Annotated in this window: 17 protein-coding genes; all 17 read right to left on the bottom strand. The window is 41.6% G+C overall.

From position 1 onward, the window contains the following. Positions 1-72: 72 nt before the first annotated feature. Positions 73-1,215, bottom strand: a complete 1,143-nt coding sequence (locus KJW29_RS09330) for a Gfo/Idh/MocA family protein (protein ID WP_246608662.1) — start codon at positions 1,213-1,215, stop codon at positions 73-75. A 34-nt stretch (positions 1,216-1,249) separates the two neighbouring features. After that, positions 1,250-2,161 carry a nucleoside hydrolase gene (locus KJW29_RS09335; protein ID WP_214629577.1) on the bottom strand — a complete coding sequence of 304 codons (912 nt, stop codon included), beginning with the start codon at positions 2,159-2,161 and terminating at the stop codon, positions 1,250-1,252. Between the two features lie 25 nt (positions 2,162-2,186). After that, the gene (locus KJW29_RS09340) at positions 2,187-3,380 is read right to left on the bottom strand and encodes a hypothetical protein (RefSeq protein WP_214629578.1); all 1,194 of its coding nucleotides are present in this window, start codon (positions 3,378-3,380) and stop codon (positions 2,187-2,189) included. A gap of 37 nt (positions 3,381-3,417) precedes the next feature. After that, the gene (locus KJW29_RS09345) at positions 3,418-4,284 is read right to left on the bottom strand and encodes a carbohydrate ABC transporter permease (protein WP_214631061.1); all 867 of its coding nucleotides are present in this window, start codon (positions 4,282-4,284) and stop codon (positions 3,418-3,420) included. Positions 4,285-4,317: 33 nt separating this feature from the next. Next, positions 4,318-5,175, bottom strand: coding sequence for an ABC transporter permease (locus KJW29_RS09350; RefSeq protein WP_214631062.1), 858 nt, complete (start codon positions 5,173-5,175; stop codon positions 4,318-4,320). A 147-nt stretch (positions 5,176-5,322) separates the two neighbouring features. Next, entirely contained in the window at positions 5,323-7,008 is a 1,686-nt protein-coding gene (locus KJW29_RS09355; RefSeq protein ID WP_214629579.1) for an extracellular solute-binding protein, read from the bottom strand. 120 nt (positions 7,009-7,128) lie between these two features. Then, positions 7,129-8,814, bottom strand: coding sequence for a helix-turn-helix domain-containing protein (locus tag KJW29_RS09360; protein ID WP_214629580.1), 1,686 nt, complete (start codon positions 8,812-8,814; stop codon positions 7,129-7,131). Between the two features lie 139 nt (positions 8,815-8,953). After that, positions 8,954-9,688, bottom strand: coding sequence for a twin-arginine translocase subunit TatC (gene tatC, locus KJW29_RS09365; protein ID WP_214629581.1), 735 nt, complete (start codon positions 9,686-9,688; stop codon positions 8,954-8,956). A gap of 33 nt (positions 9,689-9,721) precedes the next feature. Further along, positions 9,722-9,952 carry a twin-arginine translocase TatA/TatE family subunit gene (gene tatA, locus KJW29_RS09370; protein ID WP_214629582.1) on the bottom strand — a complete coding sequence of 77 codons (231 nt, stop codon included), beginning with the start codon at positions 9,950-9,952 and terminating at the stop codon, positions 9,722-9,724. Between the two features lie 22 nt (positions 9,953-9,974). Beyond that, the gene (locus KJW29_RS09375) at positions 9,975-12,164 is read right to left on the bottom strand and encodes a hypothetical protein (protein ID WP_214629583.1); all 2,190 of its coding nucleotides are present in this window, start codon (positions 12,162-12,164) and stop codon (positions 9,975-9,977) included. 167 nt (positions 12,165-12,331) lie between these two features. Continuing rightward, positions 12,332-13,975, bottom strand: coding sequence for a sensor histidine kinase (locus tag KJW29_RS09380; RefSeq protein WP_214629584.1), 1,644 nt, complete (start codon positions 13,973-13,975; stop codon positions 12,332-12,334). Between the two features lie 333 nt (positions 13,976-14,308). After that, complete coding sequence (locus KJW29_RS09385) at positions 14,309-14,719, bottom strand: DUF1801 domain-containing protein (RefSeq protein WP_214629585.1); 411 nt, start codon at positions 14,717-14,719, stop codon at positions 14,309-14,311. 80 nt (positions 14,720-14,799) lie between these two features. Then, positions 14,800-15,195 (bottom strand): GNAT family N-acetyltransferase, encoded by a 396-nt coding sequence (locus KJW29_RS09390; protein ID WP_187100411.1) that lies wholly within the window; start codon positions 15,193-15,195, stop codon positions 14,800-14,802. A gap of 63 nt (positions 15,196-15,258) precedes the next feature. Further along, positions 15,259-15,846, bottom strand: coding sequence for a metallophosphoesterase family protein (locus KJW29_RS09395; RefSeq protein WP_214629586.1), 588 nt, complete (start codon positions 15,844-15,846; stop codon positions 15,259-15,261). Between the two features lie 48 nt (positions 15,847-15,894). Continuing rightward, positions 15,895-16,440, bottom strand: coding sequence for a DNA topology modulation protein (locus tag KJW29_RS09400; RefSeq protein ID WP_214629587.1), 546 nt, complete (start codon positions 16,438-16,440; stop codon positions 15,895-15,897). Positions 16,441-16,463: 23 nt separating this feature from the next. After that, complete coding sequence (locus KJW29_RS09405; protein ID WP_214629588.1) at positions 16,464-16,946, bottom strand: DUF6933 domain-containing protein; 483 nt, start codon at positions 16,944-16,946, stop codon at positions 16,464-16,466. A 329-nt stretch (positions 16,947-17,275) separates the two neighbouring features. Beyond that, a complete protein-coding gene (locus tag KJW29_RS09410; RefSeq protein ID WP_214629589.1) occupies positions 17,276-17,983 on the bottom strand; it encodes a class I SAM-dependent methyltransferase in 708 nt (235 codons plus the stop codon). Between the last annotated feature and the right edge of the window lie 101 nt (positions 17,984-18,084).

Consider the following 18,084-nt stretch of genomic DNA (forward strand, 5'->3'; position numbering starts at 1 on the left):
TAAGAACCCACCCTTGGCGGTCAACCTTGAGGTGGGTTCTTACTATAGTATATCAGGATTAAGTTTAAAAACTTAGTCCGTCCACTTTATTTCCTGAAAAGTTCTTGTTTCTGCTGACTTATTTGCCTTCAAGCAAAGCAGTGCGCTTTGCATCCCCTGTTCCATAGGGGTTTGAGAGGGCAGACCTTTAGTAATAGTATCAAGAAGGCTTTGACATACAGCAATGTCACCGCCGCCATGAGTATCATTTCCAAAAGGTATCTCGTACGTTTCGATCCGATTCGTATGATGCATATATACTTGGATGCGGTTCGTGTAATAATCGAATTCCATTGTTCCTTTATAACCCAAAAACCGAAACATTCGCGTAGCCGCTTTATTGCGGGCAAAAAAGTTTTGCGAATAGCTGGCATGCATCCCGCTTTCATATTGAATGATCGCACTTCCAGAATCCTCATTCCCCGTATCCTCTGCAAAACAACACATTTCACCATGAACAGCTTCCCCCCGTCTTCTATGGAGGACTGCACTCTCCGGACACGTTGCCTGTTCTTCGCATGCTTCGCATTTCAATCCCGCCGGCTTATTACCTTTAAAAATTTGTTTGGATTTCGCGGCACTGATCCAGGTCGGCTTTTGCTTTAAAATGTACTGTATCATATCAAAATCATGCGTTGCTTTTTGCAAAAATAGTCCACCGGTCTCCTTTTCGTCTCTGTACCAGTGTTGATAATAAACCGATCCGTAGGAAACGTTATTGATCGCCTGCACATGCTCAATCGTCCCCAGTTTGCCCGATTCCGCAATTTCCTTAGCGGCTTGGCCAAGTGTGTTCAACCTTAAGGAAAAAGGGATAGCTACCTCGGTTCCACTTCGTTCATAGGCTGACTTAAGGGCTAACAAATCCTGTAGATTGGTGGAGACCGGCTTCTCAAGAATAAAAGGAATTCGTTTCTCCAGCACTTTAATCGCAATTAGAGTATGGGACGAACATCTGGTGCTGATAATAATGCCGTCCGGCTTTTCACGATTAAGCAACTCGTCTACCGTATCGTAAAAACAGATCTCATTCGCACTTTCCGCTAATTCATTTCTAATTTCTTCTTTCCGGTTATCCACGATAGCCGATATTCTAACATTTTCGTTCATGTTCAAAAGGTGAGTACTTAACACTTTCCCTCTAAAACCGTAGCCGATAATCGCAATGTTAATCATTTATATGATCACTCCAGGGCATTTGCTATTTTTCTTAATTTTCAATCTCTTTAACTAACAACTCATCAAGTATGCTCTCTATCTCCGACTTCTTATTTTTCATTTTAATGTAGCTATGCTCCTTGCCGGGCAGCTTCCCTTTATTCCATTTGTTTTCTCCCGAAGCTTTTACTTCGACCCAACCTTCTTGCTCCAACTCCCATAATCCGCACAAACCTCGTACACCAATCAAAACAGTGATCAAGTCCCAACTACTTCTGGTTTGTCCTCCATCAAGATAAAGCTCATAGGCTTTACGAACAGGGTGATCAGCATCCGCATCCATAAACAATCGCGAACCAGTTTGTATATCTGCGCCGGCTTCATATCCGCTAAATACTATAGGAGTTGGCCAATGGTCGACAACAAATTTTGCTGCAACGGGATGCATTTCAATATTCCATTCTTTCCCCGAAGGAAAAGCCCCTCCCATTACAACCAACTTTTCGACCTTTTCCTTGATCAAAGCTGCTCCGTTCAAAGAATGAACATCATCGGATTCAGACCTGAGTAAATGATATAAATTAATTAAAGGACCAATGGCAATAATGACTACGCTTCGTTCTGCAGCTCCTGCGAGCAACTTCCGATAGAGGGCCGTTGCATCTTCTGGCTTTTCCCCTTGCCGAAGGGGATTCGGATAGTGCTCGGCAAGGTATCGGTTATACTTTTGATAAATAGCCTCATCCAAAAAACGCTCCTCTTGCAAAGTACCGATTGCAATGTCCGATCTCCCATAATACGTATGAATAGCGGAAATACAACCGCTCCCCCAAGGACTTGACGTACAGTGCATGACGCCCAGAATATCTGCTTCCCCTTGATCAGCCAACGTCAGCAATATGGCGAGTGCTCCCGCATCATCGCAATCCGGTCCGATATCGGTATCCAAGATAACGGGTTTCATAGAAGTCCCTCTCGATCCATGACATTCATGATTGGTACAACTCATTGATCAGCCTTGACGCTTCTGAACCAAATATCTCGCATGCTTCCTCCGAATAAGGAGTCGTCTCGATCTCATAACCACCCAATCCATCACGGATGGCTTCGACTGTTGGGAGATAACCCGCATAACCATTTGACACACCGGAAACAAGAGTAAACCTGGCCGGCGAATTTCTTCTGATTTGTTCGGCATAACCGCTAAACGACTCCAATGAGGTAGCAAACAGCAATACATCTCCAATCATCAAAGCATGCATATTTGCCTCTATAGAAGGCTGATAGTAACGCTCTTTCGTCGGTAATGAGACCTGCCTATGCACACTTCGAATAGGTACTCCCTCGATGACTCTTACATTCGGAAGCAGATTTAAAATATTCTCACAAAAATGACGGCTCATTTCCTTTACTTTCGGATACGTATCGGTTGTTTCTGCCCAAAACTGATTAATCGGGCCGACATCTCCGCTAAAGCCTTGGATAAACATAGAAACAAACCCGTCGCCAAAACGTTCTTCGAGTTCACTCATCGCCAGTCCTACAAATTCTGCGGATATTCTAGCAGATGTATTCGACACTAACGTCGGATGGACGGCACAATTAACAAGCGCCCCTAAAGACTCTCCTTGCTCCGTCTCGAACAAAACCACTAGAAGCGAACGATCAATGGCCAACTCGTCATTATGACGGAGATTCGGCCTGCGATTGACTGACACGACAGACTCCCCTGAGGCGACTTTCACAACTGCAGGCCGCAATCTGCTCGACATTTCCTTGATTTCCGCTGCAATTCTCGACGTATATTTCTGCCCGATATAAGCTGGCGCAGTATGCGTATGGCTTGCATGTACAGTCACCTTGTCAGCCGCAACATCTGCTGCTTCCCCCCAAGAGGCTTTCGTTCCCTCCGGAAATGTACTGGAAATAAAATTATAGCCAACATTGTCCGTAAACGGTTTTACAGCCAAAAACGGCACTTCATTTGCTAAACAACAATCTACACTTACGATAACGCTGCGCTCTACACCATCGTCCAGTATGAGAATCTTTGCATACAAATCGTCGAGTATATCTTGTGCTGGATTTGCAATATTCGTAGTTACATCATAGCCTTGCAATGGAGTATATTCCTCCGGCGTAATTTTCACTTTTCCAAATGCAACTTGTAATGTATTTTGCATAGAACCCATCACCCCTTAGCTTAAATAAGATATGGCATCAACCTTTAATACTTCCTAACACAATCCCCTTAACAAAATACTTTTGCAGGAACGGATACACGAGCAAGATCGGCAGCGCACCCAAGAAAATTTGTGCTGCTCGCGTGGTTCGATCCGATATTTCCGCAAACTTATAAATATCTCCCGCACTCATCTTCATAGGATCACTGTTGATCACCATTAACTGTAGATAAGTAGACAACGGATATTTATCCGGAAAATTCATCAAGATCAAGCCATCAAACCAAGCGTTCCAATGACCTACGAGTGTAAATAACGACACTGTAGCCATAGAAGGGAGTGACAGCGGAATATACATCAGCCAGAGAACCTTCCAATGTCCGGCTCCATCCATAAATGCAGATTCTTCAATCTCTTTGGGTAGCCCGCGGAAAAAGTTAAGCATCAAAATCACATTAAACACAGGCACCGCACCGGGAATAACAAGTCCCCAAATCGTATCAATTAACCCAGTTTCACTAACCGTTATATACCAAGGAATAAGGCCGCCACCAAATAATATTGTTATGATGAAGTACCACGCATAGTGGGTCCGGTATTTAAATGTGCTCGTTTCCTTTGATAGTGGATAAGCACATAAAATAGTCATCAGCATATTAATTGAAAATCCAAGCACAACCCGTTGGAGTGTGACAACAAAAGATTGGATAAACTCCTGCTTTTGTAAAATGTACCGATAGGAAGACAATTGAAAATCGACCGGCCACAGTTTCACTAAGCCGACCCCGGCAGCAGAACTGGAACTAAAAGAAATCGCGAGCACATGGATTAGCGGAAACAAACATAATAAAGAAAGGAAAATAAGAAAGGTATAATTACCCAGTATAAAAACCTTTCGTCCCATCGAACGATGATGCTTCAAAGTAATCACCCTTCTTTAAAAAATTCGATAATTCGCCAAACGATAAGCCATATAATATGAAATCGAGATAAGTACGGTAGATACAACCGATTTTAGTAATCCAATCGCTGTAGCTACTCCAAATTGTGCATCGATTAATCCCATACGATAGACTACTGTATCTAATATATCTCCACTTTCATAGACTGCAGGACTATACAGGTTGAAAATTTGATCAAAGCCCGCATTTAACACATTGCCTAAACTTAATGTGACCATCAATACAATGATTGGCATCATGCCAGGGAGGGTAACATGCCAGGTTTGACGCCAATGAGAAGCTCCATCCATAATAGCTGCCTCATAGAGCGTCGGATTGATTCCAGTTATGGCAGCCAGAAAGATGATTGTACCAAAACCAAATTCTTTCCAAACATCCGATATGACCATCACATATGGAAACCATTTAGTAGATCCCAAAAAGAATATAGGATCGATGCCTACCGCTTTCAGTATCTGTGCGATAATTCCTTGGGACGGGGACAAAATATCAATTAAAATACCGCCTAATAAGATCCATGACAGAAAATGAGGCAAATAAATTAAGGTCTGGATCCCTCTTTTTATAAATTCCTTTTTCAGTTCATTTAATAACAGCGCAATAACTAGCGGAACTACCAAACCAGCAACAATTTTCATTGATGCGATGTACATCGTATTCCATAACACCTGCATAATATCCGGCATCTGCAACACATAACGAAAGTTCGTAAGCCCAATCCAATCGGATCCAAACAACCCATTCGATGGGTAAAAATTTTGAAATGCGATGGAGATGCCCACCATTGGGACATAGTTATAAATAAACAGGACTATAACACCGGGTAGCAGCATGAAATGCAAAGGAAGTTCACGCAGTCGTCTCCACGAGTTTGTCTTAGGCAAAATGTCTACACCACCTCATTCAAGTTAAGATGGGAAGGGTGGAATGGTTCATTCCACACCTTCCAATCTTTTAGAAAAGCTCTTTCTCTGCGGCTATTACTTCGCAGCTTGAACTTCTCGGGTAATTTCATCTCCGCCTAACTTTTTCCAATTTGCAACGAATTCATCAAATGAATCTATAGAGGCTTCACCCATAATAATTTTCGTAAAGACGCTTAGCTCCAACTTCGCCAATGTGTCGCCTTGCTCTACCATTTTTGGCGTAGGTACACCGATAAATTCTGTTATATTAAAAGCATTGTTTTTGTCGTACTCCGTTAAGATCGATTGAGAACCTTCCGGTCCGAAATCCATATAATACCCCCACCCTTTGATATCGCCGTCCAGGTAGGCTTTCATATTTCTATAAACGTCCGGTTCGCCCGAATTAGGATTCAATAACGATTCGTCATTATTGTCTATAGCTGCATTAACATTTTTAAAAGCATCCAGATTTTGTGTTGGAATTTGATTATGAACAAGTCTATAAACCCACTTTTCAACACCATTATTGGATTCAAGTATCGGAGAAAGATTTCTATCCGGATATTTTTTACTCCATAATACCAAGCTTGCATTCATCATCTTCACCAAGGCCTCAGGATGTTCAAATCCTTTTCGTACAGAATAATAGGCATTAATCGGGTAACCTGCTTTTGGTTTAGCTGGTGTTTCATCGATAGACAGAAGTGGATACGGCTTCCATTCCATGTTAGGATCCTGATTTTTACCTGATTGTAAGTAGAGCGGCAGCCAGTCTACGGAGTAAGTTATCCCTAATTTACCTGCGTTAACCATTTGCCCTACTTTATCCGCATCTTTAACAACAAACTCTTTGTCGAGCGTTCCGTTTTTATACAGCTCTTGCAGTTTTGCCAATGCTGTTTTCATTTGCGGTTGAATGCTGCCATACACAATTTCCCCAGCCTCATTTTTGACCCAGATTTTTGGATAAGCATGATAACTGTTAAAGAAACCATCTATTCCGAACAGATCGGTATACAAATCCTTGTTCACAACCAATCCATAAGTATCCTTCTGGTCATTTCCATCCGGGTCCTGGTTGACGAATGCTTCCGCAATTTTAAGAACATCATCCATCGATTGAGGTTCAGACAAATTCAACTTTTCCATCCAATCCGTTCGAATCCATAACAAAGGTGCTGAACCTGTATATCCCCCCAACCAAGGAAGCGCCAAGATTTTCCCATCTTTGGTAACGGAGTCAAGTCCGATTTTACCTCCACCTTCGTAAACCCTTTTCAAATCCTCGGAGCCGTATTTCTCAAGCGCTTCCGTCAAATCTTCCAGTTGATCCATTTCTGCCAAGCGTTTATATTGATTGCCGCCGAGCGGCATAATATCCGGCAGTTTCCCAGATACCATCGTCGTGTTCATCTTTTGATCAAACTGGTCTGAAGCCCATAACAACTTCACCTTTATTCCAAACTCACTCTCGTAGAAATCCATCCAACCATTTTTTTCGTAGGTTTCCCCTTCGTCGAATTTCAAAATATTAGCCGCGCGTACCGTCGTAACTTCAATAGGAGGATCAAACTTACCTAATGGATCAAATTGTTCATCGCCTGCTTGTTGACCATCCAGTTGAGTCGTGGCAGCTTCAGAAGGAGCCGAAGACTCCGTACTCTCCACTTCCAATTTGTTACTGCTACAAGCCGTAACCATCACTAGCACAAAAGCTAATAATACGATTGCTGTTCCTTTAATTTTCTTTACTCCCATACGCTTAACACCCTCCATAGTCTATTTTTTATCTCTTTACTTATTGCTACAACCAATTATAGAGAACGAAGAGCCGGCAAAATACAGGCTTTCTTTTACTTTCATTGACTGCTGTTATCCTCATGACTGATCGAGAATCTGAAAGGTATCCCGATACTCTTGCGGCGTCACCTTAAACCATTTCTTAAATGAGCGGGTAAATTGTGGAGGTGATTCATAACCAACTTCTCCAGCAATCTTATGGATTTTCATCGCGGTTTTGGATAGCAACTCCTTTGCCTTAGCCATACGACATCCCGTAATGTAATCGAATAACGTCACTTCAGTCTCCTTCTTATACAATCTGGACAGGTAAGCTGGACTATGATTAACGAGCTCCGCAAGATTCGTTAAGGTCAATTCTTGATTGAGGTGACTCTGAACGTACTGCTGAATAATTTGAATCGTTCTTTGCATGCCCATCTCCGGGCTGCTTTGCCTGTTATCGAACAATAATTGCGCAAATTCCATAAAATATCGGATAATGCCATCCCATGTCTCGTGAGCGTCATATTGCGTCATCTTGCCAATGTTCATCTTCGAAGAAAGGATATGCAGCAATCCCGTACGGTTAGAGAAAGACAGCAAATAAAGGGAAACGGAATAAAATAGCTCAAGCAAATCGGCCTGACTATGAGAGGGATCCCTTCTCATAACTTGGCCGTAAAGCTCCATAAATTCTTCGGCTTGTCCGCTTTCCAGATACTCCTCCAATTGCCCCAGCTGCTTCCTGAGTTGCTGCGAGTCCGCAAAATATCGCCGACTTTTATCGATATCCAATCCGCCCAGCCTATTCCCTTCTTGAATCAAAAGTTCGTTTTTGCCGTCGTGACCATGTCCGAGCAGCATTTTCAAATAATGAAATTGGTTACCGAATTCTTCCCACGTCACAGGTTCATAGCTAACGGCAAATGAGACGGATACGTTAATCACATTCTTGCAAGCAAATTGCGCATCCTCTAATATGCCTTGCACCCTTGCGGTCAAAAGTTTCCATTGCTGTTCCATTTCTTTGTCCGAATGGTCTAAATGACAATCCGTCGGTTGCATCAACCAGAGATACTTGTAATGCTCGAACACGACGGAGACGCATACAGCCGCTGAACCCAAATACTCATTTACAATATTCTGCACGGCAAAGGCAAGAAGTTCGCGGTCCTTCTCGCCCTCAACCTCAACCTGGTCCCAGCTATCTATTCGTCCTATAATTTGATAGACTTGTTGATCCACTTTAAGCGGCATCTCCAACTGTCCAAACTTCTGATCTAAAAACTTCGGTAAAGGCTTATTTCCGTTTATCAAATCAAACAACACGTTCTTCTGCGCTGCAGAGAGCGCTAATTGCAGCTTCGTCTTGGACTGCAGGGCAAAGCTGTCAGACAAGGCCTGCTTTGCGATCTGCGCAATAGCCTTCTCTACAGATTGCAAAATCATGTCATCATCCTCATGCTTAAGCAAATAATCGGTCACTCCGCCATTGCGAATGGCTTGCTTGGCGTAGTCAAAGTCATTAAAACCCGTCAAAAAGATAATTTTACACATTGGCCATTTATCGATTATGATTTTTTGCAATTCAATACCACTTAATCCCGGCATACGAATGTCGGACAATACCAAATCGATCCGATGATGTTGGAGAAAATCCAATGCTTCATAGACGGTATAGGCTCTGTAGATTTCAATATCTAGATGGACGGCCTCGCGGAATAATTGATACATGCTGTTAACGATTATCGGCTCATCGTCAACCAGTAAGAGTCTGTACATCTCTATTCCTCACTTTCAATTGAGATTTGGATTCAATTTTTGGTCGAGCCAAAGCTTTAACTTATGGGAAAAGGATCTATCTCCGACATTTTTCACGCCGGTTGATAGACCCTTGTTTATTTCATATCAAACTTGCTATCTAATTAAAAGCATGATCTCGCTCAATCTGTTTTCGGCGGATATGCACCGAAAGTAGAACGCTTAATTCATATAGAATAATAAGCGGGACCGCAATAAAAATATTGGATATAAAATCCGGAGGAGCGATAAATGTTGAAACGACTACCAGTCCAAAGTAGGCATGCCGGCGAAACTTTCGCAGCAAATCCGGTTCTAGAATTCGCAGCTTCGTCAGGAACATTAATAACGGCGGGAGCTCGAAAATCAACGAGACGGGAAGCAAGATATTGAACATAAACGAAAAATATTGGGCTGCGCCGTAAGTTTCCGATAAGTCCATTCGATTGTTTAGCTCTCCCGCAAAATGAAACGCCGATTGGAATACAACAAAATAGGCAAACAACAGACCTGACAGAAATAATAACGTCGCCAGCGGGATATATCTAAATGCTGCGCCCCTTTCCTCAACACTTAAACCCGGTCGGACGAACGCCCACAACTGAAAGAGGATAATGGGCATGGAAATCCCGACCGAAAAAATCAAAGCAATTTGCAAATAAAGCCGAAGGCTATCCCAGGGAGAAAAGACATTCCAGGAAATCTCATTTGCCGGTTCCAAAGTTCGTAGATAGTTTAGAATTCCGGATGAGATCATTATACCTCCTACCATAGTTACAGTAAGAACAACTAAGATCAGAATGAGCCGTTTTCGAAGCTCTGCCAAATGAAGGGAAAGCTTCATTTCTTTGTCCATCACCGTTGCCCCCCGCTCAGCGATTCAATCCATTTATAGTTGCTTAACAGACTGCTTTTCCATTTCGTTTGGCTGAGACTCATGATCCAGCACGATCTCCCGTTTTATAGACTCTGTATCCGGCATTAATTCTTTTGCCCCGTTCTTGAATTCCCTAAGCGTACGTCCAACTGCTTTACCTAACTCCGGAAGCTTGCTCGGGCCAAATAACAATAGTGCAACAATGAGTATTAATATAAAACCTGTTACTGTAGTTGGGTGCATCGAATTCCCTCCTCGGCGTAAATTAGAATTGGAAAGCTTTTGTGTCGAAGTCCACAATGGCGTTTAAGTTAGTAATGGAAGTTCCAAAGCTAAATTCCGCGCCCCCTTGCACTTCAACACCAGCGAGCGGACTCCGCACTGGATTAGTAAAAGTCATGACAGCCGAGGCAAGCGCCTTGGCTTTGGGAGCCATATCTACCGTAACGCTGCTCTGACCTGAACCGGATAATGCGAATGTTCGTCGCTCGAAATAATGCTGAACGTTTTCCAGCGTCTCGCCCTCCGTCCTATAGTCATTACTCGCACATAAACCGAAGTCGCCATGGTTAATTCGAACTCCCGTAAATTCATACCATGCCGGAGAATCAGGCATCCGGAGCTCCAACATAAACCAAGAATCCTTTGTTAATGAAGCATGGTTGCCGAGCCAGAATGGGAAAGTAAACTCTTGAAAGCTGGAAGTCAAAGCAACGTTCTCCGCTTTGATTTCCGCTGGCACGATGGCTGACCCCGAATAGGCGGCTTGGGCAACGACACGCAGATTCGCATTAGTAGAAGCTCGGGCAAACAATTGGACCGTGCTAACATGGCCGGCCATTTCACTTAATGCCGGAACCATAAAATAAACCGACTTGTAAGTTCCGATACCGCCTGGCGTAAATCTCAGCGCATATTGTGATTTTCTGGTGCGCATAAAATCGGCATTGTTCAGTTGTACACGAGAAGCCGAACATGCTGAGAAATCCGTTTTGGCATACCACATATCGGCCAATTGTTGGAGATTGTTTGCCGGGATGGTATAGCTGTTACCCAATTGGGAGACCGCTAATGCTCCGTTTACAACCGACCTATTAAGTACACCATCCACATCGATTACATGAATAGGGTTGGCCGTTACCGGCAAAAGCGGTTGATATGAGGCTGTCAGGTTGCGCACTCTGACCGATTGTCCCGGAAGATCATTTAAATGAAGTACTGGATTTTGTTCCCCTCCCAAAATGAGGGTCACGTTATCGATTTGCAACCCAGCGGTAACGTTAGCGTTCGCGGTATCCAAAAATTTCCCATTACCATGCAAATTAACATAAATATCTTTGATGTTGATCAAATTGATGCTATTGTTCCCCTGCGACGTTTGGTCTCCCAAGCGAACTGAGGTTCCTCCAAGCGGCTGCTCAAAATAACAATTCACGATCTCCGACATTAATGAAGGGTAGCCAAACTGAACGCCTACGCCAGCATTTTCAAAATCGCAGCGGCTGATTAAAGTTTTCACAGCATTTGTGTATATGCCGGTTCCGCCAAGTAATGCGCCGTGCCATTTGCATTTGTTATCAACGAAGCTCAATCGTGAATTTCCAGAGCCCCTATAAGCGCCGCTGCGTCCGTCATCAATCGACTTAACGAAGTTCATAGCCTGATCGTCCAATGTTTCCCAACGACAGCCCTTAATTTCCGGCCACCAGTTTTGAGCTTCAAACACAATCGCCCAACTAGAGGAATTGCCAAATTGGTTAAACACGCAATCCTTGATTCGTGCCAACAGACCGGTAAAAGGAGCAAAGCTAATTCCGGCCGTCATGTTTTTTCCACCAGTAAAGTGGAGACCATCTAGAGAATAGTGGTCGTCGTTAAATAAATTGCCGCTGTTGCGTCCATCATCCGGTCCCATAGCTAACATGATGCCGGTACCCGTATAATTCAGCACTTTCGACGCGCTTCCTACGATCTCCACCGGTCTAGTAAATCGCACACCTTCGCTAAAGGTATACTTCAACGGTGCAGAGGCGCGATTGATCCCAACACGAACCGGAATGCCGTCGACAATGCCGAGCGGCTGGGTTCCATTGGGAAATCCATTGACATAACCGGTAAGAGCAGCTAGAGCCGCAGTATCAGCTGTTACAGTTCCGTCAGCTCCAAAGTCAACTAGCTGTACCTGATCTCCGAGTTCGTTCTCGATAACGGTTACTCTGTCGCAAAGCTCGTCCGGATCACAGCTATTTGCAGTGTTTCCTTTCCCCTTTCCCTTTCCTTTTCCCTCCGCCGCGTATGCTCGTGACGGCAATAAGTTCCCTGCCACTATCGCCGCTCCGGTAATCGCCATCGAAGCTAATAATTTTCTTCTGGTCATCTCCCCCCCAGCCTCTTTGCTTGGACCCTCCTCTAACTCTTTCAGTTTGTTTTTGGCGCCTTCATCTCCTAACATCATTCGCTCCTCCTCAAGATTAAAATGGGGAAACCGCTTTCAATCTATGAACTCGCTTGCTTCTTTAATTATAAATAGGAGCGTTATTCGAAAATACAAGCTTATTTCTACTTTCATTGATGCTGATTGTCTTCTTCGGAATGTTTTTTTAGCAAAAAGTGACTACTTGTTCACTTACCAATAAAGGGTATACTCATTTGCACTAGTAAGCCTCCCAAGCTGCTCTGCTCGATTGAAATTCCTGAGCCTTCTCCATACTTAAGCTGAAGCCGACGGTGAACATTGATAAGACCGGTACTTTCTCCCCCATTTTCGACTTGATTTAATTTGCGCAGTAGATCTTTGGCTGCTAACTCATTTATACCCGGGCCGCTATCTTCAACAATTATCAACAGCTGCTTGTCAGTTGATCCAAACCGGATGATCAGATTACCTCGCTCTAAGATCTCTCCAAGTCCATGCTGGTAGGCATTCTCGATGATCGGCTGCAAAATTAACCGCGGAATCTGAACTTCATGAAAACGATCCGGCAATTCTTCAAATACAGCGATGATTCGATTGGAAAAACGGACATTCTGAATTTCTACATAGGAACGTGCATGATTCACCTCAGCTAATAGAGAAACTTCTTCCTTGGCATTTCGTGTTATGTATTGGAAATAACCTCCTAAGTTTTTGGAAACAACTTTTGCAGAATCGATATCGTAATTCAGAATTAAACGATGCAGTATAAAAAAACTGTTATAGAGAAAATGCGGATTAATTTGCGCTTGCAACTGCTGCAATTCGGCATGTTGAAGCCTAATTTTCTGTACGTAAAGATCGTCAATTAATACCTTTAAATTGTGCACCATCTTGTCAAACTGTCTAAACAAATAACCGAATTCATCCTGATTGGTATAAGCTGTGTAAACATCGAATCTCCCGGCTTCCACTCTCTTGAATTGTTCCACCAATCGTCTCAGCGGTTGATGAATGAGCATATAAATAAAATAAGAAAACAAAATAACGATGATCAGAGAACTGATGATCAGCAGCCAAAACCAGTTTTGGTAGGATTTTAACGTACCCAAAACCGTGTCCTCAGGAATGTAAAACAGAAGCCCAGTGTCGAGTTCTAGAGACCTTTCATAGAAGATGAGATATTTTACCCCGGATATTGAAATACTCGACGGTACACTTTCCGAAAGTCGATCGTAATGGAGTTGGCTACTGATTTGATTAAAAAGCGTTAAATCCTTTTCACTACCAATAGACCATGTATCTCCAAACAACACGGTTTCACCAATTGGATGAAAATTATTAAGTGCTGTTCTAAGCGCATCAATAGATAATTCCATTTGAAAAATAAATGATGCGCTTTCATTAGATTGCTCGGAAATTGGGTAACTTGGAAAATTTAAATTGACGTACAAACGATCGTTTAAGTAAGTCAGCGGAAAACCTTTAAGGTAGATCGCTTCTGATATCTCCTCCATACTTTCCTTCGTTACATTACTTAATCTAAAATTCGCTGTAGTGATCACATCGTTCATAGAATGCAGATAAAGGCTAACATCTTTAATATTTACGTTGGATTCCTTGAAGCTCTTTAACTTGTTTTGCAAGTGATTAATGGCTTGCGCTTTTTCGTAATCGGATAATATCGATTCCATACCGACTAAATTTTGCAATTGCTCATCGTTAATAATCTCTTGTTGGTTTTTGAAAATTTGCTGGATTTCATTTTGGAGGGATAAGAAATAATAGTGAATCTGTGACCTCATCGTGTTCGACAGCTGCATTTGCACTTCCTTTTTGCCTAGTTCATTCATGCGGAGACTTATCCCAAATAAAGGTAATGTGATTAGAATAAAGGTTAGGATAAGCTTGTGTAAAATGGATAGATTTCTTAAGCGCGATAATACCCTCATTATCGTTTTCCCCTCCAGCCTTGTAACTGCTTGCTCTAATAGCGAGTGAGATAAGAAAGACGCCTTTTAGCTTGATACTGCTGTAACAGTATCTCAAAAGGCGTCTACTTACAAATAACATGGTCATTGTATCAAAATACTCGATTCTTGAAAAGGAGTCGAGAAGTATCTAAAGTTCTCATTTAATGCCCCTCGCGTAAACGATGTGATCCGTTTGGCCGCATTACGAATTGCTTACGACTGCTTTGTCGCTTCAATCCATTTGGTTATTACGTCGATTAATTTATCTTTTTTCGCCATGACATCCTTTAGATCAGTAAGCTTAACAATTGCACGGTCATCTGCCGCCCAGTCGAGCAAACCAGTATGATCCTCGATTAGTTTACCTGATTGCGTACGTGTCTGAGCTTTAGCCCCTGTATGGAAGACAAGCCTAAAGAAGCCCTTCCCTTGCAATTGGAATGTAATTCGGTCCTCGGCTGCATAACAGAAGCTTGGCGCATTCCATTTGATATGCTCCGTGAGCTCGGGTACAGCCTCCAACACAATTCTCCGAACTTCTTCGATTTCAGCTTTGAGCGGATGCTGTAATTCGCTTAGAAAGGCGGCAACCTGCTCTTGGCTGCTTTGTTTTTTGACAGTCATGGCGTGATCTCCTTCTTTCTCGTTTCAATTTGTATTTTGTGATGCTCATCGTGTTGGCAGTTGAAGTTGGTTAGCCTTATCTATTGTTTGCGTTTGATGAGATAAGCGTTCTCGGCCTTCTCGAATCCAATCTTCGGATAATAGTCCATCGCTCCTGGTGCCGCTAAAAGGAGAAGACAACATTCGTCTCCGATTCGATCATGAACATGCTGAACGAGTTGCTTGCCCACGCCCACCTGTTGATGCTGCTGGATTACCGCAAGGTCGGATAAATAACAGCAGTACGAGAAATCGGTTATCGCTCGTGCAATGCCGATCATTTTCCCCTTCTCCCAAGCCGATACAATGACATGAGCATTGTCAATCATCCTCTGAATCCGTTCCAAGTCCGCAAATGGCCGTTTCATACCCGACAATCGGAAAACTTCCGCTACATCTGATGCTTGCAGATTATGATCAAAAGAATATTGGATCATTTTGCCCTGGCCTCCTTTGTTTCTGTTTAATTCGTATTGCTCCGATTGAACGGCAGTGCCTGACTACATCTCAATAATGTGATACCCAAAAGCATTAATTATTTTCGTCATTTTATATTGATGAATTCTTTGGCCTTTACCGTAATTCAAATGCTGATGTCCATGGAGTAACAACTTGAGATGATATTTGTCCATAAAATCAATAAAACATTGAAATCCCCTATGACAGAGATCTTCGCCATCTCCAATTTTATAGACTGGTGCATGTGTTAACAGGATATCGATACCTTTGTTTTTCCACAACCTAAACTTGAGTTTAGTTATTCTCCATTTCATCTGTTTTTCGGTGTATTGATGGCTACCCTGGCTGTATCGATTGCTACCACCGAGTCCCATAATTCGAACGCCATTAAATTTGACAACTTTATCTTCAATGTTCTCACAACCTTCAGGAGGCTTTGTTATATATGTCGTATCATGATTTCCATGCACATAGAATAGAGGCGCCTTAATCATTGTGACCAGAAAAGACAAATACTCGGCTTTGAGATCTCCGCATGATAGAATCAATTCAATTCCCTCGAACCTGGATGGATCATAATGATCCCAAATGTATTTGGACTCTTCGTCGGAGACAATCAAAATTTTCATCGGCTCTCCTCCATCTAATTCTTCTCATGCAATTGTGTGATGGGGTTGTTATGAGAAGTTCTCGCCTTTTTCGAAAATACCCGCGCCTAATGTCTTAGCTTGTGCTAGAAAAGTTTTCACTTCTTTCGGTGATTTCAACACAATAATATGTTTGTCACTATAATCTCTTAGTTTTTGAATGATGCTTGGAGTCCTTGTTTTTCTGAAATTCCACACCCATTTAATAAATTCAAAGTCCAGACTTTCCGGACATTCTTCATTTAAGTCGGGTCTGGCCTTGCCATGATACTTAATCCTTCTCTTGATCACTCTGTATACAGTTATCAGTCTTGAAAAATCCAAGAGAATAATAACATCAGCTCGTTTTATTCTAATATCAAGAGTACGACCATAATTTCCATCAATAATCCAATGTTCTTCTAGTACAAGTTTTTCTTGAAACGAATCCCACTGTTCATTAGGAGTAGGATTCCAGCCAGCCTTCCAATAGTACGCATCCAAATGATGAACTGGCAATTGTAATAACTCTCCCAGTTGTCTGGCAAGAGTGGATTTGCCAGCTCCACCAGATCCAATAATCATGATTCTCTTCATTGAAACTTCACCTGCCAAACAGTTCAATTAGATAATTTTTTAAGAGCTTCTTTAAAAACATTGATTGGTTCATTATATTCTATCGGTTTATAAATTAATCGGTTCAGCCACTTCATTCTATGCATATTGTCTGTAAAATTATCTGTTTCAAAAATGGATATTTCTTTCATTGTCCCTAGCACACTTCTGCTGTTGGTTTTTGAAATACTTAATTCAGAACCTTCTTTCAAATACCTATCAATCATATTTTTTTCAATTTCTTCTTCCTGTAAATATGTTTCCAGTGTTATCAAAAATTTCTCCTTTAGTAAAGAAAGTTGCGATGATCTAATTCCATCAATGATTAGACAAAGCCTTGATAAATCATTAACAAATAGTATGTGTTTTTTGTTGTTTAACTTATATATATTCACATGCCAACTGAAAAGAGGTGAAATATCGTCGACTTGAATTTGAGCAGACTTCATGTCTTTCAATAAAGATTGCGTAAATCTTAATACGATCAATTTAATTCAATCCCTTCTTTATTTTTCTAATCGAACATATTCCTTAAGAATCTTTAGGTTTAAAATCATCTTCTTTGTTTTTTAATTCATTGATTATAAGGTCTAGTCTATTAATTATTCTTTCATCATTCTTCGTTTTTTTTCTAAGTGATCCATCTATACTAGCTAATCCTATAATGATTATTATCATTAAGATGTAAATGAATATACGATCACCTTCTTAGATTTTTTAGTTTTCTTTCGGAGATTTCATCTAACGGTCATTCCCCCTTAGTCCGCCGATGCTTGAACACATTGTTAGATGGTGCTTGCAGGTTTCAACGACTAACTTACTTTGTTTTCTTAGCTACAAATGTTATACAATCAGTAGTCAGCATTACGTTTTGTCCATTTCTGTCTATCTCATATTCTAATTGTTTTACAAACCGATTTTTAACTACCCATCCGGCATAACATTGATCCAATAATGTCAGCATTCTTTCGGTAGATATATTCACTTCAAACATTGGATCAAATTCTTGCCCATTTTCAAGGCATATTTCTCTTATATTCGATCCAATAATAATACAGTTTGACCCATTTGATTTGGTTCCACATGTCATTTCATTGAGTTTTCTTTCCAGTTCTCTCTCCGAGCTTACGTGCTCCAGGGCAGACACAGCAATAATAATGTCGAACTTTTCTTGTTCGATAGTAAATTGTTCAATGTCAGATAATATTGCCTCAATATATTGTTCAACATCATATTTCTGACTATAATAATGTAATTTATCTATAGCGGATTCTAAGATATCAACACAAACGACCTTGCCATTATTATTCTTCAATGATTCAGCTATAGGAATGCTATTCCTACCAATTCCTGAACCTAAGTCTAATACACATAAAGATTGTTGATCTTTATATTCTGCTAAAAGGTCGATTACAGTTTTTACTGGTCTATGCAGCCAGGAACCTGATTCAAATAAATTGTAATTATCGTAACAGAAATCATGATATTTCTTCTCTTCTATTCTTATACTCGCTACTCTGTCCATATCTTTCACCTCGAGCTTTCTGCAAGTATATCTAAATTTCGTGTATTCACGAAGTCCGACGAATGTCTTAAATGTTCGGCTGGACCTGCTTCCCTGCCAAT

Origin of the sequence: Paenibacillus agaridevorans (genome assembly GCF_018604145.1) — a bacterium.
GTDB classification, from domain to species: Bacteria; Bacillota; Bacilli; order Paenibacillales; family Paenibacillaceae; genus Pristimantibacillus; species Pristimantibacillus agaridevorans.

What these genes read in the sequence shown, in the direction of transcription:
- KJW29_RS09395 (WP_214629586.1), bottom strand. Translation starts at nt 15,846, where the DNA reads ATGAAAATTTTGATTGTCTCCGACGAAGAGTCCAAATACATTTGGGAT.
- KJW29_RS09410 (WP_214629589.1), bottom strand. Translation starts at nt 17,983, where the DNA reads ATGGACAGAGTAGCGAGTATAAGAATAGAAGAGAAGAAATATCATGAT.
- KJW29_RS09355 (WP_214629579.1), bottom strand. Translation starts at nt 7,008, where the DNA reads ATGGGAGTAAAGAAAATTAAAGGAACAGCAATCGTATTATTAGCTTTT.
- KJW29_RS09340 (WP_214629578.1), bottom strand. Translation starts at nt 3,380, where the DNA reads ATGCAAAATACATTACAAGTTGCATTTGGAAAAGTGAAAATTACGCCG.
- KJW29_RS09380 (WP_214629584.1), bottom strand. Translation starts at nt 13,975, where the DNA reads ATGAATGAACTAGGCAAAAAGGAAGTGCAAATGCAGCTGTCGAACACG.
- KJW29_RS09390 (WP_187100411.1), bottom strand. Translation starts at nt 15,195, where the DNA reads ATGATCCAATATTCTTTTGATCATAATCTGCAAGCATCAGATGTAGCG.
- tatA (WP_214629582.1), bottom strand. Translation starts at nt 9,952, where the DNA reads ATGCACCCAACTACAGTAACAGGTTTTATATTAATACTCATTGTTGCA.
- KJW29_RS09400 (WP_214629587.1), bottom strand. Translation starts at nt 16,440, where the DNA reads ATGAAGAGAATCATGATTATTGGATCTGGTGGAGCTGGCAAATCCACT.
- KJW29_RS09330 (WP_246608662.1), bottom strand. Translation starts at nt 1,215, where the DNA reads ATGATTAACATTGCGATTATCGGCTACGGTTTTAGAGGGAAAGTGTTA.
- KJW29_RS09350 (WP_214631062.1), bottom strand. Translation starts at nt 5,175, where the DNA reads ATGCTGCTACCCGGTGTTATAGTCCTGTTTATTTATAACTATGTCCCA.
- KJW29_RS09335 (WP_214629577.1), bottom strand. Translation starts at nt 2,161, where the DNA reads ATGAAACCCGTTATCTTGGATACCGATATCGGACCGGATTGCGATGAT.
- KJW29_RS09375 (WP_214629583.1), bottom strand. Translation starts at nt 12,164, where the DNA reads ATGATGTTAGGAGATGAAGGCGCCAAAAACAAACTGAAAGAGTTAGAG.
- KJW29_RS09385 (WP_214629585.1), bottom strand. Translation starts at nt 14,719, where the DNA reads ATGACTGTCAAAAAACAAAGCAGCCAAGAGCAGGTTGCCGCCTTTCTA.
- KJW29_RS09345 (WP_214631061.1), bottom strand. Translation starts at nt 4,284, where the DNA reads ATGGGACGAAAGGTTTTTATACTGGGTAATTATACCTTTCTTATTTTC.
- tatC (WP_214629581.1), bottom strand. Translation starts at nt 9,688, where the DNA reads ATGGACAAAGAAATGAAGCTTTCCCTTCATTTGGCAGAGCTTCGAAAA.
- KJW29_RS09360 (WP_214629580.1), bottom strand. Translation starts at nt 8,814, where the DNA reads ATGTACAGACTCTTACTGGTTGACGATGAGCCGATAATCGTTAACAGC.